Origin of the sequence: Pseudomonas sp. TWR2-1-1 (assembly GCF_049897045.1) — a bacterium.
Classification (GTDB): Bacteria; Pseudomonadota; Gammaproteobacteria; order Pseudomonadales; family Pseudomonadaceae; genus Aquipseudomonas; species Aquipseudomonas versuta.
This window is the reverse complement of record NZ_JAFCVM010000004.1, coordinates 385,969-401,761: the sequence shown is the minus strand read 5'-3', so window position 1 is coordinate 401,761 and position 15,793 is coordinate 385,969. Positions and strand designations below refer to the sequence as shown.

Below are 15,793 nucleotides of genomic sequence, written 5' to 3'. Positions count from 1 at the left end.
ATTAGATTCCTTGTTCGCTCAACCACAGGTTCAAAGCAGCAAGCTGCCACAGCTTGGAACCATTGAGAGGAGTCAGTTGACCTTGCGGGTTGGTCAGTAGCTGATCAAGCATGGCCGGTTGAAACAGCCCGCGATCCTGGCTCGGGTCCAGCAGCAGGTCGCGCACCCAATTAAGGGTATTGCCTTGCAGATGCTTGAGGCCGGGCACCGGAAAGTAACCCTTTTTACGGTCGATCGCTTCACTGGGGATCACCAGTCGTGCGGCTTCCTTGAGTACCTGCTTGCCGCCATCGGGCAGTTTGAAACGGGCCGGAATCCGCGCTGACAGTTCGGCCAGCCGGTAATCGAGAAACGGCGTGCGGGCTTCAAGGCCCCAGGCCATGGTCATGTTGTCGACCCGTTTGACCGGGTCGTCCACCAGCATCACGGTGCTGTCCAGGCGTAAGGCCTTGTCTACCCCGGCGTCGGCGCCCGGCTGGGCAAAATGCTCGCGGACATAGTCGCCGGCGGCGTCATTGGCGGTTAGCCACTGCGGTTGCACTGTGGCTTTGTATTCGTCATAGCTGCGATCAAAGAAGGCTTCGCGGTATGCAGCATAGGGATCGCTGGCGCCGTCGACTTGCGGGTACCAGTGATAACCGGCAAACAGCTCGTCAGCGCCCTGGCCGCTCTGTACCACCTTGCAATGTTTGGCCACTTCACGAGACAGCAAATAAAATGCGATGCAGTCATGGCTGACCATCGGCTCGCTCATGGCACGGAAGGCCGCGGGCAGTTGCTCGATGATTTCATGTTCGCCAATGCGCAGTTGGTGATGCCGGGTGCCGTAATGTCTGGCGATCAGGTCCGAGTACTGGAATTCGTCTCCGCGCTCGCCACCTGCGTCTTCAAAGCCGATGGAAAAAGTCGACAGGTCCTGTACGCCCACATCGCGCAGCAAACCCACCAGCAAGCTGGAGTCGACGCCGCCCGAGAGCAGCACGCCAACATCCACGGCCGCACGCTGGCGAATGGCTACGGCTTCGCGGGTGCTGTCCAGAACGCGGTCGCGCCAGTCTTCCAGGGTCAGGTTGACCTCGTCGGCGTGCGGCCCGTAGGGCAGGGTCCACCAGGTTTTTTGCTCGGTTTGGCCGTTGGCGCCGATGCGCAGCCAGGTGGCAGGCGGCAGTTTTTCGATGCCGGCAATCAGGGTGCGCGGGGCGGGCACCACGGCATGGAAATTGAGGTAGTGGTTGAGTGCAACCGGGTCGAGCATCGGGCTGATATCACCGCCCTTGAGCAGTGCCGGCAGGGTCGAGGCAAAACGCAAGCGTTCGCCGGTCCGCGACAGGTACAGCGGCTTTACGCCCAGGCGGTCACGGGCTATGAACAGCGATTGGCTGTCACGCTCCCAGATGGCAAAGGCAAACATGCCATTGAGCTTGGGCAGTAACGCTTCGCCCCAGGCGTGATAGCCCTTGAGCAGTACTTCGGTATCGCCGTCCGAATAAAATGCGTAGCCCAGGTTTTCGAGCTCGGCACGCAGTTCGGGGAAGTTATAAATGGCGCCGTTGAACGCCAGTGACAAACCCAGTTGGCTGTCGACCATTGGCTGCGCTGAACCGTCTGACAGGTCCATGATTTTCAGCCTGCGGTGGCCGAGGGCTATTGGGCCCTGGCTGTGAAAGCCCCAGGCGTCGGGCCCACGAGGTGCCAGGTGATGGGTGATGCGTTCGATGGCTGCCAGATCGGCAGGTTGATGATCAAAACGTAACTCTCCAGCTAATCCGCACATGGTGCTGTAACCCTTTTGAATCCGGGCCTGTTGCGCTACGCCAGCTACGAAATCGGTAAATGTGATCCGTTTTGCAGCTGACGGGGGTCTCAAGCTCGTCCCGGCCATCGGGAAAGTTGATCTGCCGGCATCGGTTCAAAGCAGTCTACGAATGCCAGGCCCTGGCATTCACCGTGCTGAGAACCCGTAGCGTCCAGGCCCTGTTTCGGATCGGACATAGAGCTCTGACCTGTCTCCCGATCCTTCCGGCGCAAAAGCGCAGTCAGAGCGCGCCGCCGTAAGTAGTCCGGGTTTTTCGAGTCCCTGCCTGCCGCGATCGTTCAATAAACTTTACGAATGGTCGTGGTTTGTCCTTTCCCGGGGCACCCGGTTTAGCCTGATCCGGGGTCCGCATCAGCGGTGAATTGGCGTGCGTCTGCTTCGCTGCGGGCCAAAAAAATCGGGGTGTACGTTCGCCAGTCAGGCGCAGGGATAGTTAGTGAGGCGGGGCAAATAGCGGCGGTTTACGAAAGAACCGGATACTTTACTGGCGTGACGGGTATGAAATTATGCTTGGCATATAAGATGTCGAGTGGAACATTCGGCGGATTTAATTTTTTTAGAAAAGGCTTACATCCTCTATGCCTATTGTCTCAATAGGCAGAAGAACGCGGGTTAGTTCGGGAGTTACCCGGTGTCAGGGCCAGTGCCAATTGTGTCCGGTTTCGCGTTTCGGTCAGGCGTAATACTTGTGATACATAGAGCTTTACAGTGTTTTCTGTAATTCCCATTTCACAGGCAATCTGAAAATTTGTCTGGCCCGTACTGACGAGCTGTGCAACTTGAAGTTGGCGCGGAGAAAGTTGATTGAAAATGGGGGGCGCAGCTTCGACAGTCGAATTTCCCCGGTTCGTAAACATCGATGTAGCGGAGTCTGCTAGATGCACTTGGCCGATATCTTGGGACAAGTCATTGATCGAATCGATCAATGTATAAAGCTTCTGGCTCAGATCTCCCAGATGCTGGGTACTTGTCTGCCGTTCGAGCAGGGCTTTCTCGCGGCGTTTCAGGCCTGCCAGAAGTTCGTTCAGATCTACCGGCTTCTGATAGTAATCACTGAACCCTTCGCGTAACGCCCGGATGACGTCCTGTTTATCGCCAAAGCCGGTCAGCATGATCGCCTCAAAGACGCGGGTCGTGCCGGCAATCAGTTTCAATGCCTGGAACAGTTCGACACCGTCGTATTCGGGCATGAGCAAATCGCACAGCACCAGGTTGATTGAAGGATCATCATGGAAAAGCTGAATGGCCTGACGACTGGAATGACAGGGGACGCACACATAACCACTGCTTTCCAGGAACTCGCATATTTCATCGACAATGTATGGGTGGTCATCAACCACAAGTATTTTTTTCTGGGGAGAAGAAAAAGTCACACGCTACTCCATGTTTGGCGAGTTAGAGTTTTGCAGGGGAGCCGATTGTAGTGCAGTTGGTCAGGTTGAGTATGACTCATCGGCAAAATTGAGCACTCGATGCACTTGCTGAGATATTTAAGGGTTTTTGCCCGGCCCAAGTGTTAAAGGAGGCACACGCTGAACGGCCAGAACATGCCGCTATTTAGAATTCTTAGGGTCAGGACTTTTGGCGCAGCGGGAATCTAACCGCACTAACCTTGTAAGAGACTGCAAACGTTTGCGATAGGCTTAACGGGTAATTGCGCGGGCAGTTAGTTAATGTTAAGGCGTCACTTAATAGTTAATAAAGCTGCGGCAGCGGTATTTAAACCGCTGCCCGCTTAAAAGATGACTACTGCCTTCTGATCAACGCCCGCACAGCGAAGCGGGCAGGGTGACAGGCCTCGGCGATGCTGCGAGGCACGGGCATTGGCTCGTCGTTAATCCAGGCGGCGAGCATTTCCCCGGACAGCGGTGCGGTGATCAGACCTCGAGAGCCATGACCGCTGTTCACATACAGGCCCTCAAGCCAGGGGCAGGGCGTCGCCGGAACCTGGCGCGCGTCCTTGCTTAATGCGGCATACGCCTGGGCAAACAGCTGCGGATCGGCCAGCGGGCCCACGATCGGTAAATAGTCGGGGCTGGTGCAACGGAAGGCGGCCCAGCCTTGCAGCGACTCGGGGTCCAGCTGTTCACCCAGGCGTTTCGCCAGGTCGGGGGAGATCTCGTCAAGCAGGTCCAGATTGCCCTGATGGCCTTCGGGGGTGGTGCTCAAGTCTTCATTATGAAAGTCGAAACTGGCCCCCAGGGTGTGTTCGCCGAGCCGGCCGGGTGCCACATAACCTTCGGCGCAAACCACGGTCTGGAGCACGCTGCTGTCTGGGGTTTCGGCCAGTTGGGTGATTTGCCCGCGTATCCGTTTGAGCGGCAACCCGCTGCTGGCCGGGAAACGCTTGACCTCCGCCGCACCGGCGAGCACCACCACCGGAGCACTGGCCAGCACTTTGTCATCCTGGCATGCCTGCCACTGGTCTTCGACTTTGTGCAGTTGCAGCACGTCATGGTGAGTCAGCACCTGAACATTGCGGTGCAGAGCCTGGAACCGGCACAGCGCAGGAGGGTGGACCCAGCCCCCTTCGGGGTAGAACAGTCCACCATGGGCCAGCTCGATCCCGGCCAGCGCCTGGGCTTGCGGTTGATCAAGCAAATGCACCAGTGCCGGAGGAAAGGCCTCTGCCAGCTGTGCCTGACGCTCGGCTTCCTTGGCGCTAAAGCCCAGTTGCAGTACGCCACAGTCATCCCAGTCACGCCCGCGCTGCAGGTTTTCCAGCAAGCGACGGGTGTAGCCGAAGCCACTGACAATCATTTGTGACAGCGTAGTGCCGTGGGCGGAAAGCTTGAGGTAGAGCACGCCCTGGGGATTACCCGAGGCCTCTTTGGCCAGCCGCTCGTGGCGCTCGAGCAAGCACACCTCCCAGCCACGGCGGGCCAGGCTGTTGGCAGTGGCGCAACCCGACAGGCCGCCGCCAATTACCAGCGCTTTGCGCTCAGCGCTGACTTGAGGCGGGCGGGCGTACCAGGGTTTGATCTCGCAGGTCGTCGAAGGGCTTTCAGGCAAGCCCGGGAAGGTCCCGCGCAGGATTTCCCACTTGTGGCCGATTCCCGGGGTTCGACGCATCTTGAACCCGGCTTCGTTCAACGCACGCCGTACCCATCCGGTGCTGGTGAAGGTACTGATCGTCGAATCGGGCGCCGCCAGACGCGCCAATTGCGCGAACAGCTCGGGAGTCCACATGTGCGGATTTTTTGCCGGAGCAAAACCGTCGAGAAACCAGGCGTCAATGCGGGCATCAAGTTGCGGCAGTTGTTCCAGCACATCGCCAATCAGCAGGGTGAGAGTTACTCGCCCATTGGCCAGGGTCAGGGTTTGAAAGCCGGGATGAATCGCATAATACGCCGCCAGCAATTGTTCGCTGTACGTGGCGAGTTCGGGCCACAGGGCGAGCGCGCGCTGCAAGTCGTCGCGGGTCAGCGGGTATTTTTCGACGCTGATGAAGTGCAGGCGTGCATCAGGGTGTGCGACCTGATCAAACAACTGCCAGGCACATAAAAAATTCAATCCTGTGCCGAAGCCGGTTTCACCGATAACCAGTTGGCTGTTGGCGGGCAAGGCAGAGAAACGCTCCTGCAGGGCATTTTGCTCAATAAACACATATCGGGTTTCTTCGAGACCGGACTTGTCCGAAAAATACACGTCATCAAACACCCGCGAATGGGGGCGGCCTTGGTCATCCCAGTCAATCTGGGCATTGGGCATTTCAGTAGTCATGTGCGGCTCGGCAACGGCAAGGCGGCCATTCTAGCTGATCAGCAACAGCGGGATTGATTCATGGCAAGGTTATACGGTTTGTTCCGGCGCATTGATGAGCTATCCGCTAGTCTTGTGCCAACTGTCCTGGGAGCTTTCTATGTTCGAATCCGCTGAAATCGGCCACTTTATCGATAAAGAAACCTACGATCAGGAAGTTCCTGCCTTGCGCGAAGCCTTGCTGGAGGCCCAGTACGATCTGCAACAGCAAAAGCGTTGCGCAGTTATCGTACTGATCAATGGCATTGAAGGCGCAGGGAAGGGCGAGACAGTCAAACTACTTAACGAGTGGATGGATCCGCGCCGGATCGAGGTGCGTACCTTTGACCGTCAGACCGACGAAGAACTGGCGCATCCGCCTGCGTGGCGCTACTGGCGTCAATTGCCGGCCAAGGGGCGGATGGGCGTGTTCTTCGGCAATTGGTACAGCCAGATGCTCCAGGGCCGGGTTCACGGCGTGTTCAAGAATGCAGTCCTCGATCAGGCCATCAATGGCGCTGAGCGGCTGGAGAAAATGCTGTCGGATGAGGGGGCCCTGATCTTCAAATTCTGGTTTCACTTGTCCAAAAAACAGATGAAAGCACGACTTAACGCACTCAAGGATGACCCCCTGCACAGCTGGCGCATCAGCCCGCTGGACTGGCAGCAGTCGCAAACCTACGACAAGTTTGTGCGCTATGGGGAGCGGGTCATTCGCCGTACCAGCCGTGACTACGCCCCGTGGAACATTGTGGAGGGTGTCGATCCCCACTACCGCAGCCTGACCGTTGGCAAGATTTTGTTGGAGGGCATGCAAGCCGTACTGAACTCTCCCAAACCCAGGGCGCGGGCAAGTAATTTCCCCCCGCTGCCTGATATCGTCGACGGCTTGAGTTTGCTTGACTGCCTGGACCTGAACAAACAACTTGAAAAAGACGATTACCAGGAACAACTGATTACCGAGCAGGCACGCTTGTCGGGGCTAATGCGCGACAAACGCATGCGCCGCCATGCGTTGATCACGGTGTTTGAAGGTAATGATGCGGCGGGTAAGGGCGGCTCTATCCGGCGGGTGGCAGCGGCACTGGACCCTCGCCAGTACAATATCGTGCCGATAGCAGCTCCCTCAGAAGACGAGCGAGCGCAGCCTTACCTCTGGCGTTTTTGGCGACAAATTCCGGCGCGGGGCAAGTTCACGATTTTTGATCGGTCATGGTATGGGCGGGTGCTAGTGGAGCGGGTTGAAGGCTTTTGTACCCAGGCTGACTGGATGCGTGCTTACGGCGAAATCAACGATTTCGAAGAGCAACTGCGCGACGCTGGCGTGATCGTGGTCAAGTTCTGGCTGGCGATCGATAAGCAGACCCAGCTGGAGCGCTTTCAAGCCCGTGAAGAGATCCCGTTCAAGCGTTTCAAGATTACCGAAGAGGATTGGCGCAACCGCGAAAAGTGGGATCTGTATCGCAGTGCGGTGTGTGACATGGTCGACCGTACCAGCACCGAGATAGCACCCTGGACTCTGGTTGAAGCCAACGATAAGCGCTGGGCGCGGGTCAAGGTGTTGCGCACCATCAATGAGGCGCTCGAAGCCGCCTTTGAGAAGCAGGACAAACGCAACAAGAAGTCCAAAAAGTAGAAGGGGCTTGCTCGTAATGAGTTCGCAGACGCTGCGTATAGCCGCAAAGCTATGCAGCAGCGTCAACTTGCTTCGCGAGCGAAGGTAAAGGCCTGCCGGCTCAGTGTTTACCGTTACCCAGCATGTTTTCAGGGCGCACCCATAGATCGAATTCGGCATCCGTAAGGTAGCCCAGGTCCAGAGCGGCTTCGCGCAGGGTCAGGTTTTGTGCATAGGCCTTTTTCGCGATTTCGGCAGACTTGTCATAACCGATATGCGGGTTCAAGGCCGTCACCAGCATCAGGCCGCGCTCCAGATGTTCAGCCATTTTCTGCGCATCGACCTCAAGCCCGGTTACGCAATGTTCCTGGAAGTTGCTGCAGCCATCCGCCAGTAACTGGATGGATTGCAGCAGGTTGTGAATGATCACCGGCTTGTACACGTTCAATTGCAGGTGACCCTGGCTGGCGGCAAAGCCGATGGTCACATCATTACCCATGACCTGGCATGCCAGCATCGACAGGGCTTCGCATTGGGTCGGATTGACCTTGCCCGGCATGATCGAACTGCCAGGTTCATTGGCGGGCAGTTTGATTTCGGCTATGCCCGCCCGTGGACCTGAGCCCAGCAAGCGGAAGTCGTTGGCCAGTTTCATCAAGGCCACGGCCAGGGTTTTAAGCGCGCCGGAGAGGTTGGTCAGAGGCTCATGCCCGGACAGGGCGGCAAATTTATTGGGCGCAGTGACAAACGGCAGCCCCGACAAGGCGGCCAGTTCGGCGGCAATGGCTTCACCGAAACCGTGGGGTGCGTTAAGGCCGGTACCCACCGCCGTACCGCCCTGTGCCAGTTCATAAACGGCAGGTAATGCGGCGAGGATGGCGCTCTGCGCGTAATCGAGTTGCGCGATGTAGGCCGACACCTCCTGGCCGAACGTGATCGGGGTCGCATCCATCATGTGGGTACGGCCGGTTTTCACCAGCTTCATGTGCCGCGCCGACAATTCGGCGAGGCCGCCGGACAATTCGTTGATGGCTGGCAGCAGATGCTCGTGGACCGCTTTGGCAACGGCAATATGCATGGCAGTCGGGAAGCAGTCGTTTGAACTTTGTGAACGATTGACGTGGTCGTTAGGGTGGACCGGTGACTTGCCGCCCCGACCTTTACCTGCCAGTTCGTTGGCACGCCCGGCGATCACTTCGTTGGCGTTCATGTTGCTTTGTGTGCCGCTGCCGGTTTGCCACACCGCCAGAGGAAACTGATCATCGTGTTCACCGTCAAGTACCTCATCGGCGGCCTGTTCGATCAGGCGGGCGATGTCGGCCGGCAAGTCTCCATTACGATCATTGACCCGTGCCGCCGCCTTTTTGATCAACACCAGAGCGTGCAGTACAGCCAGCGGCATTTTTTCGTTGCCGATGGCAAAGTTGATCAGCGAGCGCTGGGTCTGAGCACCCCAGTAGGCCTCATCCGGTACGTTCACTTCACCCAGGCTGTCGGTTTCGATACGGCTCATCGGGGGCTTTCTCCATAGGGGTTGATCAGTGAGCTTAGGCGTTCAATTGCAATAGAGGTTCAAACTTTGGTTTAAGAGGCTTTCATCTGATAGTTCAGGGTCTCTATCGGACTCGGGGTTGAGTGCCGGACTTTTTTAGGCGCAGAATGGGCGCCCTTGGGGTTCGTCCTCGCTTGCTAGAAAAGGAAACTCGATGACCCGTCTTCGCGCCATCTGTACTGCGGTAGCTCTGGTTTGCGCCAGCGGCCAGGTTTTCGCCGATACCGCCAGTCACGCTGCCACTGCTGAAACATTCCTCAAGCTGGCACATGCCGACAAGCTGGGTACCCCGGTGTACATGCAAGTGCAGCAAATGTTCGCTCAGCGTTTTGAGCAGACCAAGGCTCCGGCTTCCAAGAAAGCACTGCTGGAAACCTACCAGGCCAAGGCCAACACCGCTCTGGACCAGGCTATCGGCTGGGACAAACTGAAGCCTGACATGGTCAAGCTTTACACCACCAACTTCAGCGAATCCGAACTCAAGGACCTGGTTGCTTTCTATCAATCGCCCCTGGGCAAGAAAGTGCTGGAAAAAATGCCGCAGCTGACTCAGCAATCGGCACAAATGACTCAGGCCAAGCTGGAAAGCGCGGTGCCTGTGGTCAACAAACTGCTGGAAGACATGACTGCCCAGCTGGAGCCAAAAGCGGCCCCGGCCAAGAAGAAGTAAGCGGAGCCTGAATGAGCATGCAACATCGTATCGAAGCGGCGCTGGGCGCATTGCACCCCGAGCACCTGAACGTGCTGGATGAAAGCCACATGCACAGTCGTGGGTTGCAGACCCACTTCAAGGCGGTGGTGGTCAGCGAGCAGTTCAACGGGCTCAACAGCGTCAAGCGTCACCAAAAGGTCTACGCCACCCTGGGTGACTTGATGGGCGAGTTCCATGCGCTGGCTTTGCACACTTACACGCCTGAGGAATGGGCGAAGATCGGTACAGCCCCGGCCTCGCCGACCTGTGCCGGCGGTGGGCACTAAGTGGCTTGTTAAGCCTGCTTTTTGCTAGAATCCGCAACGCGCCGCTCAGTCGGCGCGTTTTTTTTTGCATCCGGTTCACCCTTTACGAGGGTAGCCACCTGGAGAAATATGCGATGACTTCGCCAATTGTGGTAGCTGCACTGTATAAATTCGTCACCCTGCAAGATTACGTCGAGCTGCGTGAGCCTTTGCTCAAGGCCATGGTCGACAATGGGGTCAAGGGCACTTTGCTGATTGCTGAAGAAGGTATCAACGGTACTGTTTCAGGCACTCGTGAAGGCATTGACGGGCTGATGGCCTGGCTCAGGTCTGACCCGCGCATGGTCGATATTGACCACAAGGAATCCTACTGCGACGACCAGCCGTTCTATCGGACCAAGGTCAAGCTCAAGAAAGAAATCGTCACCCTCGGCGTAGAAGGCGTAGACCCGAACAAAAAAGTCGGGACCTATGTCGACCCCGAGAACTGGAATGCGCTGATCAGCGATCCGCAGGTGTTGCTGATCGACACCCGCAATGATTACGAAGTTTCTATTGGTACGTTTGAAGGTGCCATCGATCCGAAAACCACCAGTTTTCGCGAATTTCCTGACTACATCAAAGCCAACTTCGACCCGGCCAAGCACAAGAAAGTCGCGATGTTCTGCACCGGTGGCATTCGTTGTGAAAAAGCGTCGAGCTACATGCTCAGCCAGGGGTTCGACGAGGTCTATCACCTCAAGGGCGGGATATTGAAGTACCTCGAAGAGGTGCCGCTGGAAGAAACCAAGTGGCAAGGCGACTGCTTCGTGTTTGATAACCGGGTTACCGTACGTCACGACCTGAGTGAAGGTGAATACGATCAGTGCCATGCCTGCCGCACGCCGATCAGCATTGCTGACCGCGAATCGGAGCACTATCAGCCGGGCATCAGTTGCCCGCATTGCTGGGACAAACTGAGCGAAAAAACCCGTCGCAGCGCCATAGACCGGCAAAAGCAGATTGACCTGGCCAAGGCCCGCAACCAACCGCATCCGATTGGTCATAACTACCGTAAACCGGCCGAGGCCTGATATGTCCGCACGCCTGCTCTATGTAATGGATCCTATGTGTTCGTGGTGCTGGGGTTTTGCCCCCATCGTCGAGGCCCTGGTCGAGCAGGCGCAGGCTGCGGGGGTAGAGTTGCATCTGGTGGTCGGAGGCTTGCGCACCGGCGGTGCGGCTTCATTGGAGCCCGCGACCCGGCGCTACATCCTTGAACACTGGCAGGCTGTGACCGCTGCCACCGGGCAACCGTTCACGCTTGAGGGGGCCTTGCCCGATGGCTTTGTCTATGACTGCGAGCCAGCATGCCGGGCGGTTGTCGCGGCCCGCAGCCTGGCACCCGATTGCGCCTGGAAACTGGTGAAGCTGATTCAGCAGGCTTTCTATGTTCAGGGGCGTGATGTGACTCAGGCCAGTGTGCTGGCCGAGCTGGCCGAGACGGCCGGGTTGCCGCGGATCGAGTTTGCTGCAGCGTTCGACAGCGCCGAACAGCACGCCGCGACCGCTGCCGACTTTACCTGGGTGCAGGATCTGGGGATTGCCGGATTTCCTACCTTGCTCGCCGAGCGTGACGGTCAGCTGGCGCTGCTGACCAATGGCTATCAGGCTCTGGGGCCGGTGTCCGACTTGCTCGGCCGCTGGCTTGAACGCGCCAAGCGTGCTTGATCCCGACCAGGCAACATCGCCGCCTGTGACTACAGATCGCCTGAGCTGGAGCGAAATCCGTCGTCTGGCCCTGCGCCATAAAAAAGCCTTGTGGCTCGCCAATGGCGTGGCGGTATTAACCACGCTGTGCAGCGTGCCGATTCCATTGCTGTTGCCGTTACTGGTTGATGAAGTGCTGCTGGGCAATGGGGATGCTGCGCTCAAAGTCATGAATCACGGGCTGCCGGCCGCCTGGCAAAGTGCTGCGGGCTATATCGGCTTGATGCTGTTTGTGACGCTGATGCTGCGCTGTGGTGCGCTGCTGTTTAACGTCTTGCAGGCTCGCCTGTTCTCCCGACTGTCCAAAGACATCGTGTATCGCATCCGGTTGCGGCTGATCGAACGCCTCAAGCGCATCTCGCTGGCGGAGTATGAAAGTCTGGGCAGTGGTACGGTAACCACGCATTTGGTCACCGACCTGGACACACTCGACAAATTTGTCGGCGAAACATTAAGCCGGTTTTTGATTGCGATGCTGACTTTGGTTGGCACCTCGGCGATTTTGTTGTGGATGCACTGGCAGTTGGCATTATTGATTCTGCTGTTCAACCCGTTGGTAATCTTCGCCACCGTGCAGTTGGGCAAGCGGGTCAAACACCTCAAAAAGCTGGAGAACGACAGCACTGCGCGTTTTACCCAGGCGCTGACGGAAACCCTGGACGCCATTCAGGAAGTTCGCGCGGGCAATCGTCAGGGCTTTTTCCTCGGTCGCTTGGGCAATCGGGCCCGGGAAGTGCGTGATTTCGCCACGTCATCCCAATGGAAAAGCGATGCCTCGAACCGGGCCAGTGGCCTGTTGTTCCAGTTCGGTATCGATATTTTCCGTGCCGCGGCAATGTTGACGGTGCTGTTCTCCGATCTGTCCATCGGCCAGATGCTCGCCGTGTTCAGCTACCTGTGGTTCATGATCGGGCCGGTCGAGCAACTGCTCAACCTGCAGTACGCCTTTTATGCCGCGGGTGGTGCGATTACCCGGATCAACCAGTTGCTGGCGCGCCGTGACGAGCCGCAGTACCGCGTTGGCGTCGATCCATTCAAGGGGCGTCAGACCGTTGATATCGAAGTGCGCGACCTCAGCTTCAGCTATGGCGATGAGAAGATTCTGGATCGTTTGAATCTGACCATTGCAGCGGGTGAAAAGGTCGCCATTGTGGGCACCAGCGGTGGCGGTAAAAGTACCTTGGTGCAGCTATTGCTGGGGCTCTATACACCGCAGTCAGGCAGCATCCATTTTGCCGGTGCCAGCCAGTCGGAGATTGGCCTGGAAACCATTCGCGAACATGTGGCCGTGGTGCTTCAGCATCCGGCGCTGTTTAACGATACGGTGCGGGCCAACCTGACCATGGGCCGTGAGCGAACGGACGACGCATGCTGGCGTGCTCTGGAAATTGCCCAGCTGGACGGCACCATTCGTTTGTTGCCCCAAGGTCTGGACAGTATTGTCGGGCGTTCCGGTGTGCGCTTGTCGGGTGGACAGCGCCAGCGTCTGGCGATCGCGCGAATGGTGCTGGCCGAACCCCGGGTGGTGATCCTCGATGAGGCTACCAGCGCCCTGGATACCGCTACGGAATACAACCTGCATCACGCTTTGGGAAAATTTTTGAGCGGGCGTACCACTTTAATTATTGCCCATCGTTTATCTGCGGTAAAACAGGCAGATCGTGTGCTCGTGTTTGATGGCGGGCGTATTGCGCAAGATGGCGATCACCAACAGTTAATTGCGCAAGGAGGTATTTACGCCAGGCTGTATGGGCATTTACAGCAAAACTGACGGCGAGAATTCCGGGCTTTTAAATGTGGGTTGCACCCGTGATCCTGATGGGCGGCAGAAACTAGCCTAGGCTCAACTTGATTGAGGCATTTTCTCTGGTTTTCTTTAGCCGTCTTGAAACAAAGGGAACTCATGAAGCACAAGCGTCCCCTCGTTACCCCACGCCTTTTGGGTATTGTCTGGCCCTTTATTGCGGTCGTGCTGTTTCAGGCGCTATTGGGTTGTATCAGTCTTTATATGCTCTCCGCGGTGAGGGGATATGTCGCAGGTGAAAGCTTGTGGTCTAAAGGTCAAAAAGACGCCATCTACTACCTTCATCTATATGTCGATACTCATAATCCGGCTGATTTTGAAAAATATCAGCAAGCGATGAGTGTGCCCCAAGGCGGGCACCGGCTGCGGATTGCGCTGGATCAGTCGCCTCCTGACCTGAATGCAGCGCGTGAAGGCATTCTGCAAGGAGGTAACAGTGCGCAGGATGTGCCGAGCATTATCTGGTTTTACCGTAACTTTCATAATTTCAGTTATATGCATACGGCCATTGAGAAGTGGGGCCTGGGCGACGAGTACTTGATTGAACTGGATAACCTGGCTCAAGACATTCACCGGGTTATCGCCGCCAATCAAGCCAGCGCCACTGACGAAGAGCGCTGGGAAAAAGCCATTTCCCAAATTAACGAAGGTGTTACCCCTGCTGCCAAAGCTTTTAGCGACGCTCTGGGCGAGGGGTCGCGCTTTATTCTGCAATTGTTGATCATTACGAATGTGACCACGGCGCTAGGGCTGATTGTTTTAGCGCTTATGCGTACTCACAAGGTTTTGGCCCAGAGTCGTGAGTTTGCCGAAGCCCTGCAGGTTGAAAAAGAACGTGCGCAAATCACACTTGAATCTATTGGTGACGGGGTAATAAGTACCGATGTAAACGGCGCGATAACTTATATGAACCCGGCCGCCGAACAATTGACACACTGGAAGTCCGGACAGGCACAAGGCGTTCCTCTGGCCGCATTATTCAAATTGCTGGACGAGAACGCCCTGGATGATGGTTTCAGGTTGATTGACCGCATTCTCAGTGGTCAGTTGGGTAATAACAGTGAGCACTCAAAACTGATTCAGCGTGTGGACGGCAGTACGGTTTCGGTTGCGTTGGTCGGTGCGCCAATCCTTCATGCCGGCAAGGTAAGTGGTGCGGTTCTGGTATTGCACGACATGACTCGCGAGCGCCAATACATTGCCAACTTGTCCTGGCAGGCGACCCACGATGCACTCACTGGTCTGGCCAATCGCCGCGAGTTTGAATACCGTCTGGAACTGGTTTTACAGAATCTGGCCCGACAGCAGGGCCGGCATGCATTGATGTTCCTCGATCTGGATCAGTTCAAGCTGGTCAATGACACCTGCGGGCATGCTGCCGGTGACGAGTTGTTGCGCCATATTTGTGCATTGCTGCATTCCGGATTGCGTGAGGGCGATACGCTGGCACGTCTGGGGGGCGATGAGTTCGGTATCTTGCTGGAAAATTGCCCGGCCGATGCCGCTGAAAAAATTGCTGAGGGTTTGCGTCAAACCGTGCAGAGCCTGCACTTTGCATGGAAGGGTCGACCGTTTCTGAACACCATCAGCATTGGCCTGGTTCATATTCATCAAGCCCCGCAGACACTGGAAGCTTCAATGCGTGCTGCGGACATGGCGTGCTACATGGCCAAGGAAAAGGGGCGCAACCGGGTTCAGGTCTATCATGCGGATGATTCTGAACTGTCATTGCGCTTTGGTGAGATGGCATGGGTGCAGCGTTTGCACGTGGCGCTGGAGGATAATCTGTTTTGCCTCTACTCCCAGGAGATCGCCCCTCTTGGGCGTACTGAGGAGGATGGAGGGCACATTGAAATACTGCTGCGCTTGCGTGACGGCAGTACAGATCTGATTTTGCCTGACAGCTTTATTCCGGCGGCTGAGCGTTATGGTCTGATGACTTCGATTGACCGTTGGGTGGTCGAAAACGTGTTCAAGATCATTTCCCAGTGCCCTGCTCCGAGAGCTGGGCAGTCGATGGCGATGTGTGCGATCAACCTGTCGGGTTCCACCATCGGTGATGAAGAGTTCCTGGCTTTTCTGCACGAGCAATTTGAATGTTATGGCGTGGCTCCAGGGCGGATCTGTTTTGAAATTACCGAAACCAGCGCCATTGCCAACCTGGGCAGTGCCATACGCTTTATAAATGAGCTCAAGGGCCTGGGTTGTCACTTTTCCCTGGATGACTTTTGTGCCGGCATGTCTTCCTTTGCCTACTTGAAACACTTACCCGTCGACTTTTTGAAAATTGACGGTAGTTTCGTCAGGGATATGTTGGATGACCCCATTAATCGGGCCATGGTTGAGGTGATCAATCATATAGGGCACGTTATGGGCAAGCAGACTATTGCCGAGTTTGTTGAAAGCCCTCAAATTGAGCAGGCTTTGATTGAGATCGGGGTCGACTATGCCCAAGGATATATAGTTGAGCGCCCACAATTGTTTACGTGCGACAGCTTGTGGACTCGACCCAAACGCCCCAAAGCCCTGACTTTGAAGTTGCCGGGCACTTTGCGTTGA

The 15,793-nt window shown here is 56.5% G+C and carries 11 protein-coding genes; 7 read left to right on the top strand and 4 right to left on the bottom strand.

Features of this window, described 5'->3' with window-relative positions; genetic code table 11:
• Position 1: 1 nt before the first annotated feature.
• The 3 genes from ACP7BO_RS12995 to mnmC all read right to left on the bottom strand — a co-directional run bounded on the left by ACP7BO_RS12995 (position 2) and on the right by mnmC (position 5,539).
• The gene (locus tag ACP7BO_RS12995; protein WP_426210803.1) at positions 2-1,774 is read right to left on the bottom strand and encodes an N-acetylglutaminylglutamine amidotransferase; all 1,773 of its coding nucleotides are present in this window, start codon (positions 1,772-1,774) and stop codon (positions 2-4) included.
• Positions 1,775-2,406: 632 nt separating this feature from the next.
• Positions 2,407-3,189, bottom strand: coding sequence for a response regulator (locus tag ACP7BO_RS12990; protein ID WP_426210801.1), 783 nt, complete (start codon positions 3,187-3,189; stop codon positions 2,407-2,409).
• Positions 3,190-3,562: 373 nt separating this feature from the next.
• Positions 3,563-5,539, bottom strand: coding sequence for a bifunctional tRNA (5-methylaminomethyl-2-thiouridine)(34)-methyltransferase MnmD/FAD-dependent 5-carboxymethylaminomethyl-2-thiouridine(34) oxidoreductase MnmC (mnmC, locus tag ACP7BO_RS12985; protein ID WP_426210799.1), 1,977 nt, complete (start codon positions 5,537-5,539; stop codon positions 3,563-3,565).
• Between the two features lie 139 nt (positions 5,540-5,678).
• Here mnmC and pap point away from each other — a divergent pair, with 139 nt between their 5' ends.
• Positions 5,679-7,193 (top strand): polyphosphate:AMP phosphotransferase, encoded by a 1,515-nt coding sequence (gene pap / locus ACP7BO_RS12980; RefSeq protein ID WP_073508970.1) that lies wholly within the window; start codon positions 5,679-5,681, stop codon positions 7,191-7,193.
• A 100-nt stretch (positions 7,194-7,293) separates the two neighbouring features.
• On the opposite strand, the gene ACP7BO_RS12975 is transcribed toward pap, so the two are convergent.
• Positions 7,294-8,685 (bottom strand): class II fumarate hydratase, encoded by a 1,392-nt coding sequence (locus ACP7BO_RS12975; RefSeq protein ID WP_426210797.1) that lies wholly within the window; start codon positions 8,683-8,685, stop codon positions 7,294-7,296.
• A gap of 193 nt (positions 8,686-8,878) precedes the next feature.
• Between ACP7BO_RS12975 and ACP7BO_RS12970 the strand changes: the two genes are divergently transcribed.
• The 6 genes from ACP7BO_RS12970 to ACP7BO_RS12945 all read left to right on the top strand — a co-directional run bounded on the left by ACP7BO_RS12970 (position 8,879) and on the right by ACP7BO_RS12945 (position 15,793).
• Positions 8,879-9,394: a DUF2059 domain-containing protein gene (locus ACP7BO_RS12970; protein ID WP_060691387.1), complete on the top strand. Its 516-nt coding sequence runs from the start codon at positions 8,879-8,881 to the stop codon at positions 9,392-9,394.
• An 11-nt stretch (positions 9,395-9,405) separates the two neighbouring features.
• Entirely contained in the window at positions 9,406-9,702 is a 297-nt protein-coding gene (locus ACP7BO_RS12965; protein WP_060691388.1) for a BolA family protein, read from the top strand.
• A 113-nt stretch (positions 9,703-9,815) separates the two neighbouring features.
• Positions 9,816-10,754 (top strand): rhodanese-related sulfurtransferase, encoded by a 939-nt coding sequence (locus tag ACP7BO_RS12960; protein WP_426210795.1) that lies wholly within the window; start codon positions 9,816-9,818, stop codon positions 10,752-10,754.
• A 1-nt stretch (position 10,755) separates the two neighbouring features.
• A complete protein-coding gene (locus ACP7BO_RS12955; RefSeq protein WP_060691390.1) occupies positions 10,756-11,391 on the top strand; it encodes a DsbA family protein in 636 nt (211 codons plus the stop codon).
• Positions 11,321-13,201, top strand: a complete 1,881-nt coding sequence (locus ACP7BO_RS12950) for an ABC transporter ATP-binding protein (RefSeq protein WP_426210793.1) — start codon at positions 11,321-11,323, stop codon at positions 13,199-13,201. The genes ACP7BO_RS12955 and ACP7BO_RS12950 overlap by 71 nt, the downstream gene beginning before the upstream one ends.
• 132 nt (positions 13,202-13,333) lie before the next feature.
• Complete coding sequence (locus ACP7BO_RS12945) at positions 13,334-15,793, top strand: EAL domain-containing protein (protein ID WP_397456201.1); 2,460 nt, start codon at positions 13,334-13,336, stop codon at positions 15,791-15,793.

Bases quoted from the DNA above. Each gene is read 5' to 3' on its own strand.
- ACP7BO_RS12995 (WP_426210803.1), bottom strand. From the start codon at position 1,774: ATGTGCGGATTAGCTGGAGAGTTACGTTTTGATCATCAACCTGCCGAT.
- mnmC (WP_426210799.1), bottom strand. From the start codon at position 5,539: ATGACTACTGAAATGCCCAATGCCCAGATTGACTGGGATGACCAAGGC.
- pap (WP_073508970.1), top strand. From the start codon at position 5,679: ATGTTCGAATCCGCTGAAATCGGCCACTTTATCGATAAAGAAACCTAC.
- ACP7BO_RS12975 (WP_426210797.1), bottom strand. From the start codon at position 8,685: ATGAGCCGTATCGAAACCGACAGCCTGGGTGAAGTGAACGTACCGGAT.
- ACP7BO_RS12970 (WP_060691387.1), top strand. From the start codon at position 8,879: ATGACCCGTCTTCGCGCCATCTGTACTGCGGTAGCTCTGGTTTGCGCC.
- ACP7BO_RS12965 (WP_060691388.1), top strand. From the start codon at position 9,406: ATGAGCATGCAACATCGTATCGAAGCGGCGCTGGGCGCATTGCACCCC.
- ACP7BO_RS12960 (WP_426210795.1), top strand. From the start codon at position 9,816: ATGACTTCGCCAATTGTGGTAGCTGCACTGTATAAATTCGTCACCCTG.
- ACP7BO_RS12955 (WP_060691390.1), top strand. From the start codon at position 10,756: ATGTCCGCACGCCTGCTCTATGTAATGGATCCTATGTGTTCGTGGTGC.
- ACP7BO_RS12950 (WP_426210793.1), top strand. From the start codon at position 11,321: ATGGCTATCAGGCTCTGGGGCCGGTGTCCGACTTGCTCGGCCGCTGGC.
- ACP7BO_RS12945 (WP_397456201.1), top strand. From the start codon at position 13,334: ATGAAGCACAAGCGTCCCCTCGTTACCCCACGCCTTTTGGGTATTGTC.